The following is a 21,308-nucleotide window of genomic DNA, read 5'->3' on the forward strand; positions in this document are numbered from 1 at the left end:
GGGCATACCACTAGGAATGGACCCGAGGTTCCTCGCGCCGGCCGGCACTGTCAAGGGATCGCGTGCATTGACATCGGCCCGGTGGCTTGCGTCAATGGACTGACCGCAGACCAATAGAACCCGGGAGAGACCGTGGCCCCAACCACCGGCAAGCTGACCGTGCAGCAACTGCGGGACCTGGTGGCCGAGGGGGTGGTCGACACCGTCCTGGTAGCGATCACCGACATGCAGGGCCGGTTGCAGGGCAAGCGCTGCGGTGCGCGCTACTTCCTGGAGGAGGTGCTGCAGCACGGCACCGAGGGCTGCAACTACCTGCTCGCCGTCGACGTCGACATGAACACCGTCGACGGCTACGAGATGTCGTCGTGGGAGCGCGGGTACGGCGACCTGCTGATGGCACCCGACCTCGACACGCTCCGGCTGCTGCCCTGGCTGGAGGGGACGGCGCTGGTGCTCTGCGACGTGCAGTGGCTCGACGGCAAGCCGATGCCGGCCAGCCCGCGGCAGATCCTGAAGGCGCAGCTCGACCGGCTCGCCGAGCGCGGCCTGTCGGCGTACGTGGGGACCGAGCTCGAGTTCATCGTCTTCAACGACACGTTCGAGCAGGCCTGGTCCAAGACGTACAAGGACCTCGACCCGGCCAACCAGTACAACGTCGACTACTCGCTGCTCGGCACCGCGCGGATCGAGCCGCTGCTGCGCGACATCCGCAACGCGATGGAGGGCGCGGGCCTGTACGTCGAGTCGGCCAAGGGCGAGTGCAACCTCGGCCAGCAGGAGATCGCCTTCCGGTACGACGAGGCGCTGAAGACCTGCGACAACCACTCGATCTACAAGACCGGCGCGAAGGAGATCGCGGTCAAGCACGGCAAGAGCCTCACGTTCATGGCCAAGTACGACGAACGCGAGGGCAACTCGTGCCACATCCACCTGTCCTTCCGCAGCACCGACGGCGATCCGGTGCTCGCCGGCGACCGTGAGCACGGGTTCAGCGAGCTGATGGAGCAGTTCATCGCCGGCCAGCTCGCCTGCCTGCCCGAGCTCACGTACCTGCTCGCGCCGAACATCAACTCGTACAAGCGTTTCCAGCCCGGCAGCTTCGCGCCGACCGCGGTCGCGTGGGGTCTCGACAACCGCACCTGCGCGCTCCGCGTCGTCGGCCACGGCCAGTCGCTGCGCGTCGAGAACCGCCTGCCCGGCGGCGACGTGAACCCGTACCTGGCCGTCGCGGCGCTGATCGCCTCCGGCCTGTACGGCATCGAGAACGAGCTGGAGCTCGAGCCGCTGCTGGCCGGAAACGCCTACACCAGCGACAAACCGCACGTCCCGACGACGCTGCGCGAGGCAGCGGCGCTGTTCGGCGGGTCGAAGATCGCCCGCGAGGCGTTCGGCGACGAGATGGTCGACCACTACCAGAACGCGGCCCGCGTCGAGCTGGACGCGTACGACGCCGCCGTCACCGACTGGGAGCGCGTCCGTGGCTTCGAACGGCTCTAGGCCCCGGATCGGCATCACCACCTACCTCGAGCCGACGATCTGGGGTGTGTGGGAACGCGACGCCGCGCTGCTGCCGCGCGTCTACCTCGACGCCGTCGTCGCGGCCGGCGGCACGCCGATCCTGCTCCCGCCGGTCGGCACCGATCCGTCGATCCTCGACATCCTCGACGGGCTGGTGATCGCGGGCGGTTGCGACGTCGACCCCACGTCGTACGGCGCTGTGCCGCACTCGGAGACCGTCGACACCCGGCCCGGCCGCGACGCCCACGAGGCGATCCTGATCCGCGCCGCGCTCGACCAGGATCTCCCGCTGCTCGCGATCTGCCGCGGGCTGCAGATGCTCAACGTCACGCTCGGCGGCACGCTGCAGCAGCACCTGCCGGAGGCGGTCGGCCACGACGAGCACCGCCCGTCGCCGGCGATCTTCGGGCGTACGGACGTGAAGATCGACCCCGGTTCGCTGACCGCGGAGCTGTTCGGCGACCGGACCAGCGTGCACTGCTACCACCACCAGGCGCTCGACACCGTCGCTCCCGCGCTGCACGTGACGGCCCGCGCGAGCGACGGCACGGTCGAGGCGGCCGAGGTGAACGGCCACGATTTCGCGCTCGGCGTGCAGTGGCACCCCGAGGAGAACCCCGACGACCTGCGGCTGTTCAGCGCGCTGGTCGCCGAAGCATCGAGGAGACGAACCACGTGACGTACGACGTGATCAACCCGGCGACCGAGAAGGTGGTTCGCACGGTCGAGCTGGCGTCGGTCGAGCAGACCGACGCCGCGATCGCCCGCGCGGCCGCGGCCTTCACCAGCTGGCGCGCGGTCGCGCCGGCGGATCGCGGCCGGTTGCTGCGCCGGTTCGCGGACGCGGTCGACGCCGACCTGGAGAACCTGGCCGCGCTGGAGGTCGAGAACGCCGGCCACACGATCGGCAACGCGCGCTGGGAGGCGGGCAACGTCCGCGACGTCCTGCACTACTACGCGGCCGCGCCCGAACGGCTCTTCGGCCGGCAGATTCCCGTTGCCGGAGGCATCGATCTGACGATGGCCGAGCCGCTCGGCGTGGTTGGGGTGATCGTGCCGTGGAACTTCCCGATGCCGATCGCGGGCTGGGGCTTCGCGCCGGCGCTCGCCGCTGGCAACACCGTCGTCCTGAAGCCGGCCGAGCTGACGCCGCTCACGGCGCTCCGGCTCGGCGAGCTGGCGCTGGAGGCGGGGATCCCGCCGGGCGTGCTGGAGATCGTGCCGGGTGCGGGAAAGGTGGTCGGGCAGCGGTTCGTCACGCATCCCGCCGTCCGCAAGGTGGTCTTCACCGGCTCGACCGGCGTCGGCAAGCAGGTGATGGCCGGGTGCGCGGACCAGGTGAAGCGGGTGACACTGGAGCTCGGCGGCAAGTCCGCGAACGTGGTGTTCGCCGACGCCGACCTGGACAAGGCTGCGGCGCAGGCGCCGTACGGGGTGTTCGACAACGCCGGGCAGGACTGCTGTGCGCGGTCGCGGATCCTGGTCGAGCGGTCGGTGCACGACCGGTTCCTGGAGCTGCTGGAGCCCGCGGTGCAGGGCGTGCGGGTGGGCGATCCGAGCGACGCTTCGACGGAGATGGGTCCGTTGATCTCCGCGCGGCAGCTCGAGCGGGTGGCGTCGTACGTCGACCCCGCTGCGGTCGCGTTCCGTGGCTCGGCGCCCGACGGGCCGGGGTACTGGTTCCCGCCGACCGTGCTGACCGGGCTCGCCGATGACGCGCCCGCGCTGACCGAGGAGATCTTCGGGCCGGTCGTCGTGGTGGTCCCGTTCGACGACGAGGCCGACGCGATCCGGCGCGCCAACGACTCGGCGTACGGGCTGTCGGGCTCGATCTGGACCCGGGACGTCGGCCGCGCGCTGCGGGTCAGCCGCGGGATCGAGGCCGGCAACCTGTCGGTCAACTCGCACTCGTCGGTGCGCTACTCGACGCCGTTCGGCGGCTTCAAGCAGTCCGGGCTCGGTCGCGAGCTCGGTCCGGACGCGCTGGCCGCGTTCACCGAGACCAAGAACATCTTCATCTCCACGGAGGACTGACCTATGACCGAAGTCAACGCGCACCGTCTGGAGGGCCGCGTCGCGGTCGTCACCGGCGGCGCCAGCGGCATCGGCCTGGCGAGCGTACGGCGGCTCGCGGCCGAAGGCGCCAAGATCGTGATCGGCGACCTCGACCCGGTGGCCGGAAAGACCGCCGCCGACGAGGTCGGCGGGCTGTTCGTCCCGACCGACGTCACCGACGCGGCCGCGGTGGACAACCTGTTCCAGCAGGCCTTCGACACCTACGGTTCGGTCGACATCGCCTTCAACAACGCGGGGATCTCGCCGCCCGAGGACGCGTCGATCCTGGACACCGGCCTGGAGGCGTGGCGCAAGGTGCAGGAGGTCAATCTGACCTCGGTCTACCTGTGCTGCAAGGCCGCGATCCCGTACATGCGGCGCCAGGGCAAGGGCTCGATCATCAACACCGCGTCGTTCGTCGCGGTGATGGGCGCGGCGACCTCGCAGATCTCGTACTCCGCGTCGAAGGGCGGCGTGCTGGCGATGAGCCGCGAGCTGGGCGTCGAGTTCGCCCGGCAGGGGATCCGGGTGAACGCTCTGTGCCCCGGCCCGGTGAACACGCCGCTGCTGCAGGAGCTGTTCGCGGCCGACCCCGAGCGCGCGCAGCGGCGGCTCGTGCACGTCCCGATGGGCCGTTTCGGCGAGCCCGAGGAGATCGCGGCCGCGGTCGCGTTCCTGGCCTCCGACGACTCGTCGTTCGTCACCGCCAACACGTTCCTGGTCGACGGCGGCATCTCGGGCTCGTACGTGACACCGCTCTAGGCTGTGCTCACCAGTACGGGGAGAGGTGGCGGTGTGGTCGAGGAGGCGCGGGCCGGGGAAGCGCTGTTCCGGCCGGTGCGGACGGGCAACCCGTTCGAGGAGACCGTCGAGCGGCTGCTGCAGTCGATCAAGCTCGGCGTCGTCGCGCCGGGCGAGCGGCTGCCGTCCGAACGCGACCTCGCCGCGCGGCTGAACGTCTCCCGCGTCACGCTGCGGGAGGCGATCCGCGCGCTCACCGAGGCCGGGTACGTCGAGTCCCGCCGCGGCCGGTACGGCGGGACGTTCGTCAACACGCGCCTGCCCCGCCCGCGCCGGGTCGGCGCGAAGAAGCTGGTCAGGGAACTCGGTGACGGACTCGACGATGCTCTCGTCCTGCGCGCCGCGCTGGAGATCGGCGCGGCCGACGCGGCGGCGTCCCGGTCGCTCAGCAGCGAGGAACAGGAGCACCTGACCCGCTGCCTGGCCGACACCGCGGCCGCCAAGCTGACCGACTACCGGCGGATGGACTCACGGCTGCACCTCGCGATCGCCGAGGTCAGCGGCTCGCCGTCGCTGACCTCCGCGGTCGCCGACGTCCGGATGCGGCTGAACGCGCTGCTCGACGCGATCCCGCTGCTGGAGCGCAACATCGTGCACTCCGACGAGCAGCACCAGCAGGTCGTCGACGCGATCCTGGCCGGCGACCCGGCGGCGGCGCGGGACGCGATGCAGTTGCACCTGGCCGGGACGGCCGCGCTGCTGCGGGCTTTTCTCGGATGACGGGGTGGGCGGCGAAACAGGAAATTTTGGCGTGCTCCCGGGCGACACGCCGGACGTTTGTGCGGCGCCGAACGGGGTCAGGCGTGAACAGATGGGTAACGAGGGGATGGCGTCCGGATATCCGTGTGTGACACTCGCCGTGTCCAGTGGCACTCGACTGTGATGTCCGCGAATGTAATCCTTCGGGGAGAATGTTGATCGATGACTGACGACGAGCTGGTCGGGCGCGCCGGACTGGTCGAGCGTGCGCGGACGCAGCTCGAGACCAGTGGCTCCGTGCTGCTCTACGGCCCGACCGGTATCGGCAAGTCCGCGCTCGGCCGGGCGCTGGTCGCCGACCGGGCCCGCTCCGGCTGGCGGGTGCTGAGCGCCGCGCCGTCCCAGAGCGAGGCCGGACTGCCGTACGTCACGCTCCTGGACCTGCTGTCCAACCAGCTCGAGCTGGCCTGGCAGGTGCTGCCCGACCACCTGCGGCAGCCGCTGGAGGTCGCGCTGCTCAAGGCCAGCGCACCGGACACCGTCCGGGACGAGTTGGCTGTGCGGCTGGCCGTGCTGCACGTACTGCGCCGCCTGGCGGCGTCCGGGCCGGTGCTGCTCGTTGTCGACGACATCCAGTGGGTCGACCCGTCCAGTCTCGAAGTACTGACCTTCTGCGCCCGCCGGTTGACCGATGGCGTGCACATGCTCGCCACCGAGCAGGTGGCCGACGGCGACCTCCCGGTGATGGCTGAGGCCTGCCCGGAGCCAGTGCTGCAGTTGGAGGTCCCGCCGCTGGCTGAGCCCGACGTACTGGCTCTGCTGCGCAACCGCCTGTCCAGCCCGCTCCCGGTGCGGACCGCCCGGCGCATTTACGCGGCCAGCGCGGGTAACCCGTTCATGGCGCTCGAGCTGGGCCGCGCCGTACTGCGGCACCCGCAGGGCGTCTCGCCGAACGACCCGTTGCCGGTGTCGTCGCGGCTGAAGACCCTGCTCGGTGATCGTCTGGCCGACCTGAGCCCAGCGACGCACGAGCTGCTGCTGCACGCCGCCTCCTCGCCGCGCCCGACCACCTCCCAGCTGGCCGCGTCGATCGGTCGCCCGGTCGACCTGGAGCTCGCTGAGGCCGAGGCGCTCGGGCTGATCGACGTGTCGTCGGAGCGGCTCCGGTTCAACCACCCGCTGCTCCGCGAGTTCGTGTACGCCGAGGCGACGTCCGCCGCGCGCCGGCAGGCGCACGCCCGGCTGGCCGCTGTGGTCGAGGAGCCGGTCGAGAACGCCACTCACCGGGCCCTGGCGACCCAGGAGGCCGACGCGGACCTAGCTGCCGCGCTGGAGGAGGCGGGGACGACCGCAGGCGCTCGTGGGGCGCTGGGCGCCGCCGCGACGCTCTGGCGGCTCGCTGCTGACAGGACCCCGGCGGACTCGCCCGACGACCGGGCGCGACGACTGACCCGCGCTGCTGACGACGCTGCGGCGGCTGGACACCTGGTGGAGTCGGCGGAGATGGCGCGGCTCGCCGTACAGGCTGCCAGCCACGCCGAGGTGAAGGTGCCGGCGCTGCTGCTGCTCGTCGACGCCGCCTGGCCCGAGCGCGAGCACCGGATCGAGCTGCTCGCCGAGGCGTTCGAGGCCGCCCAGGGCAACGACCGGCTCGAGGCGCAGGTCCGGATCATGCGCAGCCACAGCGCGTACTTCGACCGCCGGCTCGACGACGCCCGCGAGGACGCACGGGTCGCCGAGGAGCTGGCCCGTCGCTGCGGCGACACCGAGGCGCTGGTCGACGCGCTGAGTGCCGCGCACCCGGTCGAGATCGCGGTCGGCGGCGGGCAGATGTCCGACCGGCTGCTCGACCAGGCCGGTGCGCTGGCGATCGGGCTGCCGCTGACCAAGAGCGTCGTGCACGCGCGGCAGATGGCCGCGATGCGCGAGCTGTTCCGCGGCAACAACGCGGCCGCGATCGACGGCATCAGCACGCTCGTCGAGGAGGTCCGGGTCGGCGGCGCGGTGCGCTGGCTGGCCGGGATCCTGATCTCGGCGACCGCGATCTACGAGCGCAGCGGCCGCGGGGCCGACGCGCTCGCGGCCGGGCACGAGTGCCTCCAGCTGATGCAGGACCTGGGCGACGAGCCCGAGGTCGGCATGGTGATCGCCGCCCGCGCCGAGTGGGCCGGCGGGACCGCGGCGATGGCGCGCGAGATGGCCGAGGCGTCGCTCGAGGCGGTGCGCGTGATCGGGAACGACGAGTGGACCGGGCCGGCGCTGTCGGCGGTCGGGCTGGTCGGCGTACTGGTCGGGGATCCGCAGCGGGCCGTCGAGGCGTTCGACGCGATCGCCGAGTCGGGCGAGGCGGCGATGCCGTACGACCCGGCCGTGATCCCGTGGCACGCGGACTACGCCGAGGCGCTGGTCGCCTCCGGCCGGCTGGACGACGCGGCGGCGCTGATCGCCGACATCCGGGACCGCGCGGACACGCTCGACCGCGATGTGGTTCGGGTCGGGCTGGCGCGCTCCGAGGCGCTGCTGATCGCCAAGCAGGGTGATCCGGCGGCGGCGCTCGACCTGCTGGAGAAGACGATCGCGACCGCTGGGGACCGGGTTTATCCCTTGGATCTGGCCCGCTGCGAGCTGACTCGCGGGCGGGTCGCGCGGCAGGCGCGGCGGCGTTCGGTCGCGCGGACGGCGTTCCTGGACGCGATCGAGCAGTTCGAGCAGTACGGCGCGCCGGCCTGGCGCGAGGTCGCGGAGACCGAGCTCGCGCGGCTCGACGTACCGAGTCGCAGCCGTCAGCCCTCGGAGCTGACCGACAACGAGCTGCAGATCGTCGCGATGGTCCGCGACGGGTCGACCAACCGGGAGATCGCGGCCGCGCTGTACCTGAGCGTGAAGGCGGTCGAGTCGCAGCTGACGCGGCTCTACCGGCGCTTCGGCGTCGCGAACCGGACGCAGCTGCTGCGGACGGTCGACCGCGGGGGAACCGACCTCGCGCAGAGGTAAACCCTTGAAGTGACCCGCCGGTAGCTTCTTTTGCTTGCTCTGGAGTCATTCGGTCGCGCAGGGTCGAACTCACGTGGAGAGCTCGCCCCTCGCGGGGCGGCCGAGTGAGGCGCGGCCGCCCCCTACGTGCACACTGGCAGGGTGAAACTGGAACGCAAGCACGCACTCGTCCTGCTCGCCATCGCGGTCTGGAACGTGGTCACCTACGTGACCTTCATCAAGAACCTCGCCGCGACCGAGGACCGGCCGACCGGGTACTACGTGGCGCACACGGTGCTGATCGTGGTGAACCTGGGAATCGCCGGGCTGCTCGGGACGTGGGGTGCTCGCGCGTACAAGGGCGCGAAGGCGGAGTCGCCCGCGAAGGTCGACGCGCTGTAGCTCGCGGACGTCGTACGGCCGCGGGCAAGTGGGCGCGAGCGGGAGCGAGGCGAGCCGTCAGGGCTTGGCGAAGGCGCTCGGGGTGACGCCGAGCATGCGGCGGAAGTGCCGCGTCAGGTGCGACTGGTCGTAGAACCCGGCCAGCGTCGCCACCTCGGCGGCCGGGCGGCCCTCCAGCAGGTAGCGGCGGGCCAGATCGACGCGGCGCCCGGTGAGGTAGCGGTGCGGCGGCATGCCGTACTCGCGGCTGAACGCCCTCACCAGGTGGGCCGGGTGCGCATGCACCAGCTTCGAGGCCTCGTCGAGAGAGACACCGGTCGGCAGCCGCGCGTCCAGCAGGTCCCTGAGGTCGCTGGCCACACCTGGGTCCTTGAGCCGAGCCGGTGGAGTCTGGCGACGCAAGTACTGCCGTAGCCGCTCCTCGATCAGCGTCAGCCGGCTCTCCGCCTCCAGCGGCTCCTGCCCGACAGCCAGTACGCCGTGCAGCTGCTCGATGCGCCGCCGGAGTACCGGGTCGAGCAACTCCGGCTGGTCGACAGCGGCTCCGGTCAGATCGGTGCCGAGGCGGTCGGGCTCCAGGTACAGCACCCGCTTCCGGAACCCCTCCGGCCGCACCGACCGCCCGTCGTGCGGCACGTTCGGCGGCAGCAGCGAGACCTGCGTCCGGCTCTGGTCGTGCTCGCGATGGTCCAGGTCGTACCGTACGACCCCTTCGTCGACGAGCAGCACGGTCCAGGCGTCGTGCGTGTGGCTCGGATAGGCGTGCGACGGGAAGTAGGCGTGCAGCACCTCGACGACACCGTTCAGTCCCGGTCGCCAGGCTCGTACCTGCGCCCTCGCGCTCACCCTTCAGAACACTACGCTTGCCTGCTGACGCAGCACGAGCAGAGGTGGCCCGGCTCCGCCGCGGAGGCGAGCGGCGTACGACCAACTGTTCCGGCCGCGGTTGCGTCAACCAAGTACCGACCACCGATCGAGTGTCTGCACTCGAGAAGCGTGGACGGATGACGAGGTCCGAGGAAAAGGGTGGGTAACGGGTGAAGGTGTACATCAGCGCGGACATGGAAGGCATCACCGGCCTGGTCGACGCGGAGGACGTCCAGCCACCCGGCCGCGACTACGAACGCGGCCGCGCCCTGATGACCGAGGACGTGAACGCCGCCGTCCGCGGCGCCTACGCCGCCGGCGCGACGTACGTGCTGGTCAACGACGCCCACGGCCCCATGCGCAACCTCCTCCCCGACCTGCTCGACCCCCGCGCCCTCCTCATCAAGGGCCGCCCCAAACCCATGGGCATGATCGAGGGCCTGACCCCCGACTTCGACGCCGTCGTCTGCATCGGCTTCCACTCCCGAGCCGGCACCCTGGGCGTCCTCAGCCACAGCTTCATGGGCCACGAAATCGAAGACATCTGGCTCGACGACCGCCCCTGCGGCGAAATAGGCCTCCTCCACGCCACCGCCACGTCGTACGGCGTTCCCGTCGCAGCCCTGACCGGCGACAACACGGCCTGCATCGAGGCGACCCAGTGGGCCCCGGAGATCCACACCTACCCGGTGAAACAAGCAAAAGACCGCTTCGCCGCCCAGCTGGTCCCCGTCGCTGATTCCCGCGCAGGCATCGAACAAACCATCCGAACAGCCCTCACCACTCTCCCCACCGGGCCCGCCCCCGCCCCCGCCGCCGCGGAGGGTAATCACCCGGGCCCCTCCAAGCCCATCCACCAGCTCACGGTCCGCTGGCAGTCCGCCTCAGTCGCTTCCCACCTCCAAGCCATCCCCGGCGTCCACAAAACCGACGACCGCACCGTCACCACCGAAGGCGAAATGCCCCACCCCTACCGCCTCTTCAACCTGTATTTGCGCGTCGCCACAGCAGTCACAAGCAATCCGCCGTACTGCTGACCTCGAGTCGGTGGACGCCGCAGTGCTCGACGTCGTCCAAGCCCGTCACCGCCTGAATCAGCATGTTGTGCGTGACAGCGATGAACGGCGTCGAACCGGCCTGCCGCTGCAACGCGGCGACCGCTCGAGACCGTAGCGAGGACAGCGGCTCCCACCGTCGGGTCTCACCCGGCGGCCACTCGCCCTCACACCGGTGAAAGTCTCCGCTGAGCGCCTGGATGTCCGCGTAGTTCCGCCAGGACTGCGTCGAGTCGGGCTGCCACTCGCGGAGGTCTAGTTCAACAGCAGTGACCGGCAGCCCGGTCTCCGCGGCGATCAGCGTCGCGGTGTGCATCGCGCGGGTCAGGGGAGAGGTGACGATGCGGTCGGCGCCGGACGTGCGCAGCGCTTGCCCGGCAGCCTTCGCCTGCTCAACACCGCGCGGCGTGAGCGGCGCCAGATCTCGCATGGTTCCCCACCACCCTTCGTGGTCGATCTGTGGTGATCCGGCTTCGCCGTGCCGGACGAGGTAGACGTGATTCATGCAAGGAACGTACAAGCCTCGGAGGCGGCTCGGCGGGGAGATTGGGAGCTGTGGATGACGAGATCAGATTCGATACCAAGATCGCCGTGCTCCTGCGGGACGATCTGGCGACCTGGCAACGCTTGAACGTGACGGCGTTCTTGGTGTCCGGGTTGGCCAAGGCGGAGCCGGAGTTGCTGGGGTTGCCGTACGTCGATGGGGACGGGACCGAGTACCTGCCGATGTTCCGGCAGCCGGTGCTGGTGTTCGAGGGGGCGAAGGAGCAGATGGCGGTGTCACACGGGCGGGTGCTCGGGCGAGGCATCCTCCACTCGGTGTTCACCGCGGATCTGTTTGCTACGGGCAACGACCGGGACAACCGGGCGGCGGTGAAGGCCGTGGCGCGGGACCAGCTCGACCTGGTCGGGATCGCGGTGCACGGGCCGAAGAACGTGGTGGACAAGATCCTGAAGGGTGCGCGCATGCACCCGTGAGCGCCCCGGAGAGGTGCAACTCTCCGGGGCGCCCGGCGGGGTTACCGCGGAGTGTGGATCGTGGTTTCGCCTGATCGGGTCAGGCTCTGGCCGGTGACGTGAACCGCCAGCGTCGAGCCGTGCAGCAGCGGGATCTGCACGAACGCCTGCATCCGCCCGGCGCTAGAAGCGCGGCCGTGCGCGACAGGCAGGATGCCCATCCACACCGTCCACGGCTCGTTCGGCGCGAGGCCCGCGGCGGTCACCGACACGGTGCTGCCCGTGGGCGCCGGCGAAGGTGCGGCGTCGACCGAGAAGGTCGAGCCGCCACGTACCGGCGCCAGGTCAGCAGACGTGAGCGGCGTCGCGAGCAGCGACCGTACGGCGAGGTACTGGATGTCCGGCCTGACCACCTCGTAGAAGGCGGTCGCCCACAGCGGCTGGCCGGCCGGAACGTTCAGCGTGCGCGACACCGGCGCCTTCTCCTCGGGGCTGTACACGACCGGGATGTCCTCGGCGTACAGCTCCTTCGGGCCGGTGTAGGTGCCCGTGCCCTGCCCGACCAGCAGCGAGAACAGCCCGCTGTACCCCGCCGGCCGGTTCGTCAGCGTCAGCTGCAGTTGCTGCCCACTCCCGCGGTGGAACGTCGCCCAGAACGGCTCAGCCATCGCAGGTCGACCGGTCAGTCGGCTCTTGTCCAGGTTCCGGTACGTCGCCACAGCAGCGCCGTCGAGCACCAGGTCGAGCCGGTCGACCCCGGTCACGTCGTACGAGCGCGTCAGCGCCTGTTCCGGGTCGGCCTGCAGTGTCGCGAAGACGACGTCGCCGCTGGTCAGCTTGTAGCGCAGGGTCGGGAAGATCGTCCGCTCGCCGTGGTTGACGAAGCTCACCTTCGCCTTCCCATCGGACTTGGCGATCGAAGCAGAGCTCGCCGCTCCGGCCACCGGCGTCCAGCTGACCGTCTTGCTCTGGCCGGCCTGCCCGCGGTCGAGCTGCACGGTCAGAGTCGCCGTGAGCTTCTCGGCGCGCGTCTCCACGCGTGCGGACGACCAGTCGATCGCCGGGAACGTCCCGCTGTCGACAGGCATCGTCTGGTCGAGGTACACGCTCGTACGGCCCTTGATGGTGACTCGCACCGAGCCCTTGCCGCTCAGCGCACCCACCAGCGCGACGAACGGGTTCCCGTCGAACGCCTGCCGGTCGTCGCCCGCCAGTCCGCGCAGCACCACCGGCGTCACGGTCAGCGTGTCCCGCACCGTCTTCCCACCAGCACGCACCTCCACCGTCACCTGCCCAGCGGCCAGCCCAGTTGGCAGGGTGACCAGCTGGCCGACCCGTCCGTCCTCGCTGGTCCGCCCGCTGCCGAGCACCTTTCCCTTCAGCAGGATCTGGTAGCTAGTGGCCGGCGCCAGCCCACTGGCGACCACAGCCACCGGCCGACCGGCCAGCGCGTACTCCGGCTTCACCGTCGCCTGCGCACCAGACCCGCCACCAGGCGGTCCGGTCCGCGGGTCACTGGTCACCACCACGTACGACGTACGCCCGCTGTCGCCGAAGCTCACCCGGCCCAGGTACTGCCCGCCCGGCTGCAACCCCTTCCAGGACAGCGCAACCGGCGTACGACTACCGATCTCCAGCGACACGGTGGACGGGTCAGCCTTGAACGACCCCGCAGACTCATTCAGCACGAAGCTGGTCAGGCTGAAGCCCAGCGGACCGCTCCCGGCGTAGAAGCTGACCTCGACGACGTACAGCCCGTCGCGGGGGTCGTCTAGGTCCAGCTGCTCACCAGCGGACGGCGTAGCGGCCCGTGCGACCAGCTGCTTGTCGCCGTACTCGTTGAACCGGTACACCGACAGGTCGAGGTCAGCACCAGGCGTCTGGGTACCCAGCACGAAGCGGGCGTGCGTAGTACCGGCAGGGACCTCCACTACCTGGCTCTGCGGAGCTGAGCCGACAGTGCCCGAGCCAGTGACGCTCTGCCCGCGGCTGAGCCCAGTCACAGCCAGCGGTACGTCCTGTACGTCGCCACCGGCCACAGTCAGCGTCGTGGTGCCGGTACTACCCGTGCCAGTCACCTCAGCAGGAGTCACCAGCGCAACAGGTCGCACAGCAACAGCGCTGCGTACGGTCTGGTCGCCGCTGCGCCACGTCAGCAGCCCGGTCGCGTACTCGTCGAGCGGCGCGGTCGTCCGCGTGAATGTCACCTGGAAGCTCTTCGACTGCCCGGCCGCGGTGAAGCTCAGCGTCGACGGCTCCACGACCGTCGTGACACCAGGGATCGAGACCGGGTCGGCCACGAACGTCCCCGGCGCGGTCGACGTCACGGTCCGCGTCACCGTCTGCCGACCGGCCAGCGCACCGACGCCGATCGACGCCAGGTTCAGGTCCGACGGGTCCGGAGCTGAGGCATCGCCGTGGATTGCGGCAATGTACGCCGTCCAGTCGTCAGGACCGTTCAGGTACAGCAGTCCCGGCTTCAGATAGCGCGTCGGATCCACCTGACCGTTGCCCTCAGCAAACACATCGCCGGCGGCGGCGCCGACCGTCGGCCGGGTCGTCGTCATCAGCGCCGACTTGATCTCGGCCGGCGTCGCGGCCGGGTGCAGCCCGAGGTACAGCGCGGCCAGTCCGGCAACGTGCGGCGACGCCATCGACGTCCCCGACAGGAACGCGTACTCCGGCCGCTGGCCCGCCGCGTTCGCCGCGGCAGCGAGGATCCCGACCCCGGGCGCCGCCAGGTCGGGCTTGATCAGGTCGCCGCCGTCCGCGGTCACCGGACCGCGCGAGGAGAACCCGGCGATCTGCGGCGCGGCCGGCTCGGGCAGGTGCAGCGGGTTCCCGCCGACCAACGTCGCGGTCGGCGCATCACCGGCCGCGTAAGCAGTCAGTACGTCGTACGCATCGGCATCGACCTGCACGGTCGGCAGCGTGTGCGCGTCGAGATCGACCGAGTCAGGTGTGGGGTTCACCAGGACCATCCCGATGCCTCCGGCGCGCTTGACCTCGGCCGACTTGGCCAGCCGGTCGACGATCCCGCGCTCGCACAGCACCAGCTTCCCCGCGACCTTCGCCGGGTCGAGCGTCCCCGGTCCGCACATCGACGGCTGCGAAGCGGTCGCCGTACCGGCCGCCGAGGCCGCGACCAGCGAACCGCTGACCGGTGCGCTGGGCAACGAAACCGAGGCGCCGAGCAGGTCCGTCCCGTCGCCTACCCGCACGGTCGCGGTCCAGGTCGGGATCGTGCTCGCCGCGGCGGTCGTGATCCACGGCGACGCGTTGTCGATCGTCGAGCTGCCCGGACCGGCGTTGCCACCGGCCGCGGCGACGAAGATCCCGCTCGCGGCCGCGTTCCGGAACGCCTCGTCGACCACGGAGTCCGTGCTCTCGGCGCCCGAGGCCATCCCGATCGAGTAGTTGATGACGTCGACGTTGTCGGCGACCGCCGCGTCGATCGCGGCGAGCAAGTCACCGGTCGCGCAGCCGTCGTCGTCCGGCCCGGCGATCGGCCCGCTCCAGCACGCCTTGTACGCCGCGACCTTCGCCGCCGGCGAGACGCCGGAGATCCGGCCCATCGGTACGCCGCCGAGGTCGGCCTCGACGTCGTGCGCACCGGCCGCGGTGCTGCTGGTGTGCGAGCCGTGCTCGGAACCGTCCCGCGGCGACAGGTACTCGCCGGTCGTGGGGTTGCCGATGTTGCCGGCGCCGAAGTTGGCGACGAAGTAGCGCGCCGAGATCAGCTTGGTGGTGCAGTTGGCGGCGGTGAACTGGACGCCCGTCGTACAGGCTCCCGTGAAGGTGCCGCCATCGGCCTTGCGGTAGGTGATCGTGCTGCCGTCCAGGTACGGCTCCGCGCCTGCGGTCGTGCCGAGCGGGGCTCCGGCGAACGCGGGGTTCTCGGGCGCGATGCCGGTGTCGACGACACCGACCACGACGCCCTGCCCGGCCTTGCCGACGCCGCCGTTGGTCGCCCACACGCCGGCGTCGCCGCTCAGCCCGAGGTAGTCGGTGGAGGGGGCCGCGAGGGGTTTGCGCAGGACATCCTCGACGACGGACTGCACCGACGGGTCGGTACGAAGCTGCTCGGCCTGTACGGCGGACAGCTTGCTGGTGAAGCCGTTGAGGGCCGCCGAGTACGACGAGATCACGCTGCTGCCGACGGAGGCCGCGGCCGTCTGCTGGCGGGCGCGGAGGTAGTCGCGGTACGCCTTGACCGGGGCGGAGCCGGCCTTGAGGCCCTCGCCCTGCCGAGGAGCGGTGCGGGCTTTGCCTGCGACACCGCCGACGTACGAGGCGGCTGCTGGGTCGCGCAGGGTGACGATGTAGCGCTTCGGGGCGGCGGTGTCAGGAGCCGCGGTCGACTGATGAGCCGGGGGAGCGGCAGCGGCTGGAGGCACTGACACGACGGCAGTACCAAGGACCGCGAGGGTCGTCAGTACGGCAAGTGACGCACGGGGCATGGGGGCGGTCCTTCGGCAGGGGAAGCTCACTTTTCAGTGAGCGGTCACAAAGTTTTAGCCCTGCGATCCCCGTCGCCTCAACGAAGAGTGCTGACCAGTCTGGCCATGGCACCCACACGCCACGGCGCCCGGGAACCCCGCGGTCCCCGGGCGCGCGTGACACAGCGTCAGCAGACGAACTGGAAGCTCTCCGCGTCGTTGTCGAAGCCGACCTGCTCCAGGTTCGGGTAGTTCGTGTTCGCGGCCAGGTCCACCGAGCGCCCGGCGAAGTTGTCGTCGGCGTACAGCCGGATCTTGCAGGCCGTCTCGTTGCGCACCGACGAGATCTCGTTGTCGCCGTCCCAGCCGTCGATGTCACACCCGTCCGGGCAGTTGTCCGGCGTCGCGGTCACGTACTGGCTGCCGGTGTAGTCCGGGTCCTCCCACATCCGCACGTTCCCCGCGGCCGGCGCGTCCGGGGTCGCGCTCGCCGGGCTGACCATCCCGAACCCCGCGACGGCGAGCCCACCGGCCAGGATGACTGCTACACGCTTGCGGTACATGTCACTCCTTCTGTCAACGAATCCTGCGGAACACCTCCAGCAAAAACGTCGCTGGTGTCAGTCCGCTGTCAGCTGACTGTCGACATGCGCCTGTGTGTTCGCTGAGATGTTCGTGTCACTCACCCGGTGGCCCACAGCAACAAAACGGCCGGCACCCCGTCAGGGCACCGGCCGTCGAACTCTGTCTCTTGCTAGAACCTGTGAGCCGCCACGAACGCCGCAACAGCCAGCGCCAGCGCCGCCGCCCCGACCACAACCTCGGCAACCCACCGCCGCCGCAACCGCAGCCAGTGCCGCCGCGGCCGATCCAGCAGCGCGTACACCGCCGCGTACGGCGCGGCCGGCTGATCGACAGAAACCTGCGGAGCCTCGAACATGGTGACCACGGGAAGCACCTTCCCCATCAAGCTACTGCGGGCGACATGTCTGTACCCAACAAGACATAGTCACCAGGTGGCGCCCACGTAAACCTCACAAACGTGCAACGGCCCGCGGCGCGCCGGAAACGAGCTTCCGCACCCAGCTGTGTCCAACCACCACGCCCAGCGTTCCATCCAGCGGCAGGGGTGGTCGACCTGCAGGCGACGGCTGGTGTGCACCTCGAGGGTGCGCGAGAGGAGCTCGGGCCCAGCAGCCATTCGCTGACCGCGCGGACACCCACCACTCACCAACCACTCGACTCGCCACCCGCCGACGCTCCTCTGAGCGTGCAACACCCCCGCGATCCCGAAGTTGGTGAGTGCTGGATGTCCGCCCACCCCTGCGACCGTCGATCAACCACCACCGTCCAGAGCCCAGCCGCGGTGACCGCCCACCACTAGCCCACCGCTCCCGCCGGCTGCAGTCGAGTGTCGGACAGCTCAGCCCTCACGCGGTGTGCACGACGAGTTCCACCTCCAGCCACGTGGAGCTGATCAGCCCAGTGCTCGTCCCAACCTCCGCGCGTGCTCCCGCCACCCAACCACGTCGACACCCACCACTGACCAACCACCTACATCCCCGCCTGATGACGCACCGTTGAGCGTGAAACTCCCCGCGATCCCGGCGTTGATCAGTGCTGGGTGTCGCCTGGCCGGTGACCGCCGCCCAACCACCATCGCCAACAGCCCAGTCCCCGCCAGTGCCGGTCCCTCGGCGCCGGCCAAGCGTGTATCTCCCGCCGCCCGGCCGCGTCGACGCCCACCACCGTCCAACTACCTGCTTAGCTGCCCGTCGATGACCCTCTGAGCGTGAAGCAGCCCGCTGCTCCGACGTTGGTGGGTGGTGGCCGTGGCCGTCGCCCTCATCCCGGCATAGACCATCCAGTGCCAGCCCCACAGGCCCAGCCGCTGGCTAGAGCCGGGAGTCGGATAACTCAGCCCTCCCCGGCGCCCGCGGCATGCCTGAGGGAGCCAGGCGAGGGGTGCAGGTACCAGCCGCAGCCGACGGGCCCGCCTTCGCGGGCCGACGAGGCGCCGTCGGCTGGAACGACGAGCGTTCGGTCAGTCCACGGCTGGGCTGCGGTAGCTACGTCGCCGCCGACCGGGTGCAGGTACGTGCGGTCGTCAGCGGCCGACCGCCTCCTGTCGTCGGATGGAACGGCAAGCGCGGCGGCTGCTGCACGGCTGGAAGCTTCAGAGCCTCAGACCCGACGGAAGATCAAGGCTCGCTTGACTTCCTGGATCGCCTTCGTGACCTCGATCCCTCGCGGACAAGCATCCGTGCAGTTGAACGTCGTCCGGCACCGCCAGACGCCTTCCTTGTCGTTCAGGATCTCCAGGCGCTGCTCGGTGCCCTCGTCGCGGCTGTCGAAGATAAAGCGGTGGGCGCCGACGATCGCCTGGGGGCCGAAGTACTGGCCGTCCGACCAGAACACCGGGCACGACGTCGTGCAGGCCGCGCAGAGAATGCACTTGGTGGTGTCGTCGAAACGGTCCCGGTCGGCCTGGGACTGGATGCGCTCGCGGGTCGGCTCGTGCCCGCTCGTCACCAGGAACGGCATCACCGAGCGGTACGCGTCGAAGAACGGTTCCATGTCGACGACGAGGTCCTTGAGGACCGCGAGCCCCTTGATCGGCTCGACGGTGATCTCCTTGTCGGGGTTCAGGTCCTTGATCAGGGTCTTGCAGGCGAGCCGGTTGCGGCCGTTGATCCGCATCGCGTCGGAGCCGCAGACGCCGTGCGCGCAGGAGCGGCGGAAGGTGAGGGTGCCGTCCTGCTCCCACTTGATCTTGTGCAGCGCGTCGAGCACCCGGTCCGTCGGCTGCAGGGTGACCGAGTAGGTGATCCACTCGGACTCCTCGGTGACCTCCGGGTTGTACCGGAGGATCTTGACCTTGACGTCCATCAGTACTTGCGCTCCATCGGCTTGTAGCGAGTCTGGACGACCGGCTTGTAGTCCAGCCTGATGTTGGTGTTGCCGTCGGCATCGACCTCGCGGTAGGCCATGGTGTGCCGCATGAAGTTCACGTCGTCGCGCTTGTCGTAGTCCTCGCGGAAGTGCCCGCCGCGGGACTCCTTGCGCTCCAGCGCCGACACGACCAGGACTTCGGCCAGGTCGATCAGGAAGCCCAGCTCGACGGCTTCGAGCAGATCGGTGTTGAACCGCTTGCCCTTGTCCTGTACGGCGACGTTCGCGAACCGCGTCTTCAGCGCCTCGATGTCGACCAGCGCCTGCTTCAGCGAGCCTTCGGTCCGGTACACCTGCGCGTTCAGGTCCATCGTCGCCTGCAGGTCGGACCGGATCGCGGCCACGCGCTCGGAGCCGGTCGCGTCGCGCAGCCCTTCGACGAGGTCGACGACGAACTGCTCCGGCGCCTCCGGGAGCTCCTCGAACTCGGCCGTCTCGGCGTACTCCGCGGCCGCGATGCCCGCGCGCCGCCCGAAGACGTTGATGTCGAGCAGCGAGTTGGTCCCGAGCCGGTTCGCGCCGTGCACGGACACGCAGGCGACCTCGCCGGCGGCGTACAGGCCGGGGATGACGTCGTCGTTGTTGGCCAGCGCCTCGCCGCGGATGTTGGTCGGGATGCCGCCCATCGCGTAGTGCGCGGTCGGGAAGACCGGGATCTGCTCGGTGTACGGCTCGACGCCGAGGTAGGTCCGGGCGAACTCGGTGATGTCGGGCAGCTTGGCGTCGATGTGCGCGGGCTCGAGGTGGGTCAGGTCGAGCATCACGTACGCGCCGTCGGGCCCGCAGCCGCGGCCTTCCCGTACTTCGTTCGCCATCGCGCGGGCGACCATGTCACGCGGCGCGAGGTCCTTCACGGTCGGCGCGTAGCGCTCCATGAAGCGCTCGTTGTCCTTGTTGCGCAGGATTCCGCCCTCACCGCGGGCGGCCTCCGACAGCAGTACGCCGAGCCCGGCGAGGCCGGTCGGGTGGAACTGGAAGAACTCCATGTCCTCCAGCGGCAGCCCCTTGCGCCACACGATGCCCATGCCGTCGCCGGTGAGCGTGTGCGCGTTGGACGTCGTCCGGAAGACCTTGCCGAAGCCGCCGGAGGCGAAGATGACCGACTTGGCCGAGAAGATGTGCAGCTCACCGGTGGCCAGCTCGTAGGCCACGACCCCGGTCGAGCGGCCGCCGACCATCAGCAGGTCGAGCACGTAGAACTCGTTGAAGAACTCGACGTTCTGCTTGATGCACTGCTGGTACAGCGTCTGCAGGATCATGTGGCCGGTGCGGTCCGCCGCGAAGCAGGACCGGCGTACGACGGCCTCGCCGTGGTTGCGGGTGTGGCCGCCGAAGAAGCGCTGGTCGATCTTGCCCTCGGCCGTCCGGTTGAACGGCAGGCCCATCTTCTCCAGGTCGAGGACGGCGTCGACGGCCTCGCGGCACATCACCTCGGCGGCGTCCTGGTCGACCAGGAAGTCACCGCCCTTGACGGTGTCGAAGGTGTGCCACTCCCAGTTGTCCTCCTCGACGTTGGCCAGCGCGGCGCACATGCCGCCCTGGGCCGCGCCGGTGTGCGACCGGGTCGGGTAGAGCTTGGTGAGGACGGCGGTCCGGGTGCGCTTGCTGGACTCCAGCGCGGCCCGCATCCCGGCGCCGCCGGCGCCCACGATCACTACGTCGTACTGATGCCGTTGCATCTGAGAAGTGTCCTTACTTGCAGACCGACAGCGTGCTGTGCGGGTCCAGGCAGGGGTCGAAGGTGAAGATGACCAGGGTGCCGAGTACGACGATCACGATCGAGGCGGTGATCAGCAGGGCCTTCAGCCAGAACCTGGTCTGGTCCTTCTCGGCGTAGTCGTTGATGATCGTGCGCATCCCGTTGGTGCCGTGCAGCATCGCCAGCCACAGCATCAGCAGGTCCCAGACCTGCCACAGCGGGTTGGCCCACTTGCCGGCCACGAAACCGAAGTCGAGCGCGTTGATGCCGTCGCCGAGCATCAGGTTGGTGAACAGGTGGCCGAGCACCAGCACGACCAGGGCGAGGCCGGACAGCCGCATGAACAGCCAGCCGTACAGCTCGAAGTTGGTCTGGCCGGAGCGGTTGCGGCCGCCGCCCTTGAGCGAGCGGGCCCGGCTGGAGGAGCGGGGCTGGGCGATGTCGGTCATCTCAGCCTCCGAAGACGTGGGTCAGGTGCCGGATCACGAACGGCACGAACAGGACCACCCAGACGACGCCGACGCCGATCATCAGCTGGCGCTGGTAGCGCGGGCCCTTGGCCCAGAAGTCGACCAGGATCAGCCGGATGCCGTTGAAGGCGTGGAACAGGATCGCGGCGACCAGTCCGACCTCCATCAGGCCGACGATCGGGTTCTTGTAGGTGCCGATCACCTCGTTGTACGCCTCCGGGGAGACCCGGACCAGCGCGGTGTCGAGCACGTGCACCAGCAGGAAGAAGAAGATCCCGACGCCGGTGATCCGGTGCGCCACCCACGACCACATGCCCTCGCGGCCGCGGTACAGGGTGCCGGCTGGTTTGCTGGGCAAACCGATCCTCCGATCGGACGACAGACCGAGAGCCGGGGGACGCGACTCCGGGGGCGGGGGACT

Annotated in this window: 18 protein-coding genes; 9 read left to right on the forward strand and 9 right to left on the reverse strand. The window is 70.0% G+C overall.

Going from position 1 to position 21,308, the window contains the following annotated elements:
* Positions 1-132 precede the first annotated feature (132 nt).
* The 7 genes from ACZ6Z4_RS04830 (at position 133) to ACZ6Z4_RS04860 (ending at position 8,448) form a co-directional block, all read left to right on the forward strand.
* Positions 133-1,497: a glutamine synthetase family protein gene (locus tag ACZ6Z4_RS04830; protein WP_465558192.1), complete on the forward strand. Its 1,365-nt coding sequence runs from the start codon at positions 133-135 to the stop codon at positions 1,495-1,497.
* Positions 1,478-2,197 carry a gamma-glutamyl-gamma-aminobutyrate hydrolase family protein gene (locus ACZ6Z4_RS04835; RefSeq protein ID WP_465558194.1) on the forward strand — a complete coding sequence of 240 codons (720 nt, stop codon included), beginning with the start codon at positions 1,478-1,480 and terminating at the stop codon, positions 2,195-2,197. The genes ACZ6Z4_RS04830 and ACZ6Z4_RS04835 overlap by 20 nt, the downstream gene beginning before the upstream one ends.
* A complete protein-coding gene (locus ACZ6Z4_RS04840; RefSeq protein WP_465558196.1) occupies positions 2,194-3,552 on the forward strand; it encodes an aldehyde dehydrogenase family protein in 1,359 nt (452 codons plus the stop codon). Before ACZ6Z4_RS04835 ends, ACZ6Z4_RS04840 begins: the two co-directional genes overlap by 4 nt.
* A 3-nt stretch (positions 3,553-3,555) precedes the next feature.
* On the forward strand, positions 3,556-4,335 hold the full coding sequence (locus ACZ6Z4_RS04845) for a 3-oxoacyl-ACP reductase (protein ID WP_465558198.1): 780 nt from the start codon (positions 3,556-3,558) through the stop codon (positions 4,333-4,335).
* Between the two features lie 33 nt (positions 4,336-4,368).
* Positions 4,369-5,094: a FadR/GntR family transcriptional regulator gene (locus tag ACZ6Z4_RS04850; protein ID WP_465558200.1), complete on the forward strand. Its 726-nt coding sequence runs from the start codon at positions 4,369-4,371 to the stop codon at positions 5,092-5,094.
* A gap of 201 nt (positions 5,095-5,295) precedes the next feature.
* Positions 5,296-8,067: a helix-turn-helix transcriptional regulator gene (locus ACZ6Z4_RS04855; RefSeq protein WP_465558202.1), complete on the forward strand. Its 2,772-nt coding sequence runs from the start codon at positions 5,296-5,298 to the stop codon at positions 8,065-8,067.
* A gap of 141 nt (positions 8,068-8,208) precedes the next feature.
* The gene (locus tag ACZ6Z4_RS04860) at positions 8,209-8,448 is read left to right on the forward strand and encodes an SCO4848 family membrane protein (RefSeq protein WP_465558204.1); all 240 of its coding nucleotides are present in this window, start codon (positions 8,209-8,211) and stop codon (positions 8,446-8,448) included.
* Positions 8,449-8,505: 57 nt separating this feature from the next.
* Here ACZ6Z4_RS04860 and ACZ6Z4_RS04865 read toward each other — a convergent pair whose 3' ends face one another.
* The gene (locus ACZ6Z4_RS04865) at positions 8,506-9,294 is read right to left on the reverse strand and encodes a helix-turn-helix domain-containing protein (protein WP_465558206.1); all 789 of its coding nucleotides are present in this window, start codon (positions 9,292-9,294) and stop codon (positions 8,506-8,508) included.
* Between the two features lie 191 nt (positions 9,295-9,485).
* On the opposite strand from ACZ6Z4_RS04865, the gene ACZ6Z4_RS04870 reads away from it, so the two are divergent.
* Entirely contained in the window at positions 9,486-10,352 is an 867-nt protein-coding gene (locus tag ACZ6Z4_RS04870; RefSeq protein WP_465558208.1) for a M55 family metallopeptidase, read from the forward strand.
* Here the strand turns inward: ACZ6Z4_RS04870 and ACZ6Z4_RS04875 are convergent.
* Positions 10,327-10,875 (reverse strand): histidine phosphatase family protein, encoded by a 549-nt coding sequence (locus tag ACZ6Z4_RS04875; RefSeq protein ID WP_465558210.1) that lies wholly within the window; start codon positions 10,873-10,875, stop codon positions 10,327-10,329. The genes ACZ6Z4_RS04870 and ACZ6Z4_RS04875 overlap by 26 nt on opposite strands.
* A gap of 50 nt (positions 10,876-10,925) precedes the next feature.
* On the opposite strand from ACZ6Z4_RS04875, the gene ACZ6Z4_RS04880 reads away from it, so the two are divergent.
* Entirely contained in the window at positions 10,926-11,348 is a 423-nt protein-coding gene (locus ACZ6Z4_RS04880; protein WP_465558212.1) for a DUF2000 family protein, read from the forward strand.
* A 41-nt stretch (positions 11,349-11,389) separates the two neighbouring features.
* Here ACZ6Z4_RS04880 and ACZ6Z4_RS04885 read toward each other — a convergent pair whose 3' ends face one another.
* The 7 genes from ACZ6Z4_RS04885 to sdhC all read right to left on the reverse strand — a co-directional run bounded on the left by ACZ6Z4_RS04885 (position 11,390) and on the right by sdhC (position 21,245).
* Complete coding sequence (locus ACZ6Z4_RS04885; RefSeq protein WP_465558214.1) at positions 11,390-15,730, reverse strand: S8 family serine peptidase; 4,341 nt, start codon at positions 15,728-15,730, stop codon at positions 11,390-11,392.
* Between the two features lie 224 nt (positions 15,731-15,954).
* Positions 15,955-16,329: a peptidase inhibitor family I36 protein gene (locus ACZ6Z4_RS04890; RefSeq protein WP_465558216.1), complete on the reverse strand. Its 375-nt coding sequence runs from the start codon at positions 16,327-16,329 to the stop codon at positions 15,955-15,957.
* Positions 16,330-16,520: 191 nt separating this feature from the next.
* The gene (locus ACZ6Z4_RS04895) at positions 16,521-16,715 is read right to left on the reverse strand and encodes a hypothetical protein (RefSeq protein ID WP_465558218.1); all 195 of its coding nucleotides are present in this window, start codon (positions 16,713-16,715) and stop codon (positions 16,521-16,523) included.
* Between the two features lie 1,235 nt (positions 16,716-17,950).
* Positions 17,951-18,655 (reverse strand): succinate dehydrogenase iron-sulfur subunit, encoded by a 705-nt coding sequence (locus ACZ6Z4_RS04900; RefSeq protein ID WP_363666491.1) that lies wholly within the window; start codon positions 18,653-18,655, stop codon positions 17,951-17,953.
* Positions 18,655-20,397 carry a succinate dehydrogenase flavoprotein subunit gene (gene sdhA / locus ACZ6Z4_RS04905; protein ID WP_465558221.1) on the reverse strand — a complete coding sequence of 581 codons (1,743 nt, stop codon included), beginning with the start codon at positions 20,395-20,397 and terminating at the stop codon, positions 18,655-18,657. Before sdhA ends, ACZ6Z4_RS04900 begins: the two co-directional genes overlap by 1 nt.
* Positions 20,398-20,410: 13 nt before the next feature.
* Complete coding sequence (locus ACZ6Z4_RS04910) at positions 20,411-20,866, reverse strand: succinate dehydrogenase hydrophobic membrane anchor subunit (RefSeq protein ID WP_363666487.1); 456 nt, start codon at positions 20,864-20,866, stop codon at positions 20,411-20,413.
* Between the two features lies 1 nt (position 20,867).
* Entirely contained in the window at positions 20,868-21,245 is a 378-nt protein-coding gene (gene sdhC / locus ACZ6Z4_RS04915) for a succinate dehydrogenase, cytochrome b556 subunit (RefSeq protein WP_465558223.1), read from the reverse strand.
* Positions 21,246-21,308 lie beyond the last annotated feature (63 nt).

The sequence above is a fragment of the Kribbella sp. NPDC104740 genome (assembly GCF_055583505.1).

What these genes read in the sequence shown, in the direction of transcription:
- ACZ6Z4_RS04845 (WP_465558198.1), top strand. Translation starts at nt 3,556, where the DNA reads ATGACCGAAGTCAACGCGCACCGTCTGGAGGGCCGCGTCGCGGTCGTC.
- ACZ6Z4_RS04855 (WP_465558202.1), top strand. Translation starts at nt 5,296, where the DNA reads ATGACTGACGACGAGCTGGTCGGGCGCGCCGGACTGGTCGAGCGTGCG.
- ACZ6Z4_RS04875 (WP_465558210.1), bottom strand. Translation starts at nt 10,875, where the DNA reads ATGAATCACGTCTACCTCGTCCGGCACGGCGAAGCCGGATCACCACAG.
- ACZ6Z4_RS04890 (WP_465558216.1), bottom strand. Translation starts at nt 16,329, where the DNA reads ATGTACCGCAAGCGTGTAGCAGTCATCCTGGCCGGTGGGCTCGCCGTC.
- ACZ6Z4_RS04900 (WP_363666491.1), bottom strand. Translation starts at nt 18,655, where the DNA reads ATGGACGTCAAGGTCAAGATCCTCCGGTACAACCCGGAGGTCACCGAG.
- sdhA (WP_465558221.1), bottom strand. Translation starts at nt 20,397, where the DNA reads ATGCAACGGCATCAGTACGACGTAGTGATCGTGGGCGCCGGCGGCGCC.
- ACZ6Z4_RS04910 (WP_363666487.1), bottom strand. Translation starts at nt 20,866, where the DNA reads ATGACCGACATCGCCCAGCCCCGCTCCTCCAGCCGGGCCCGCTCGCTC.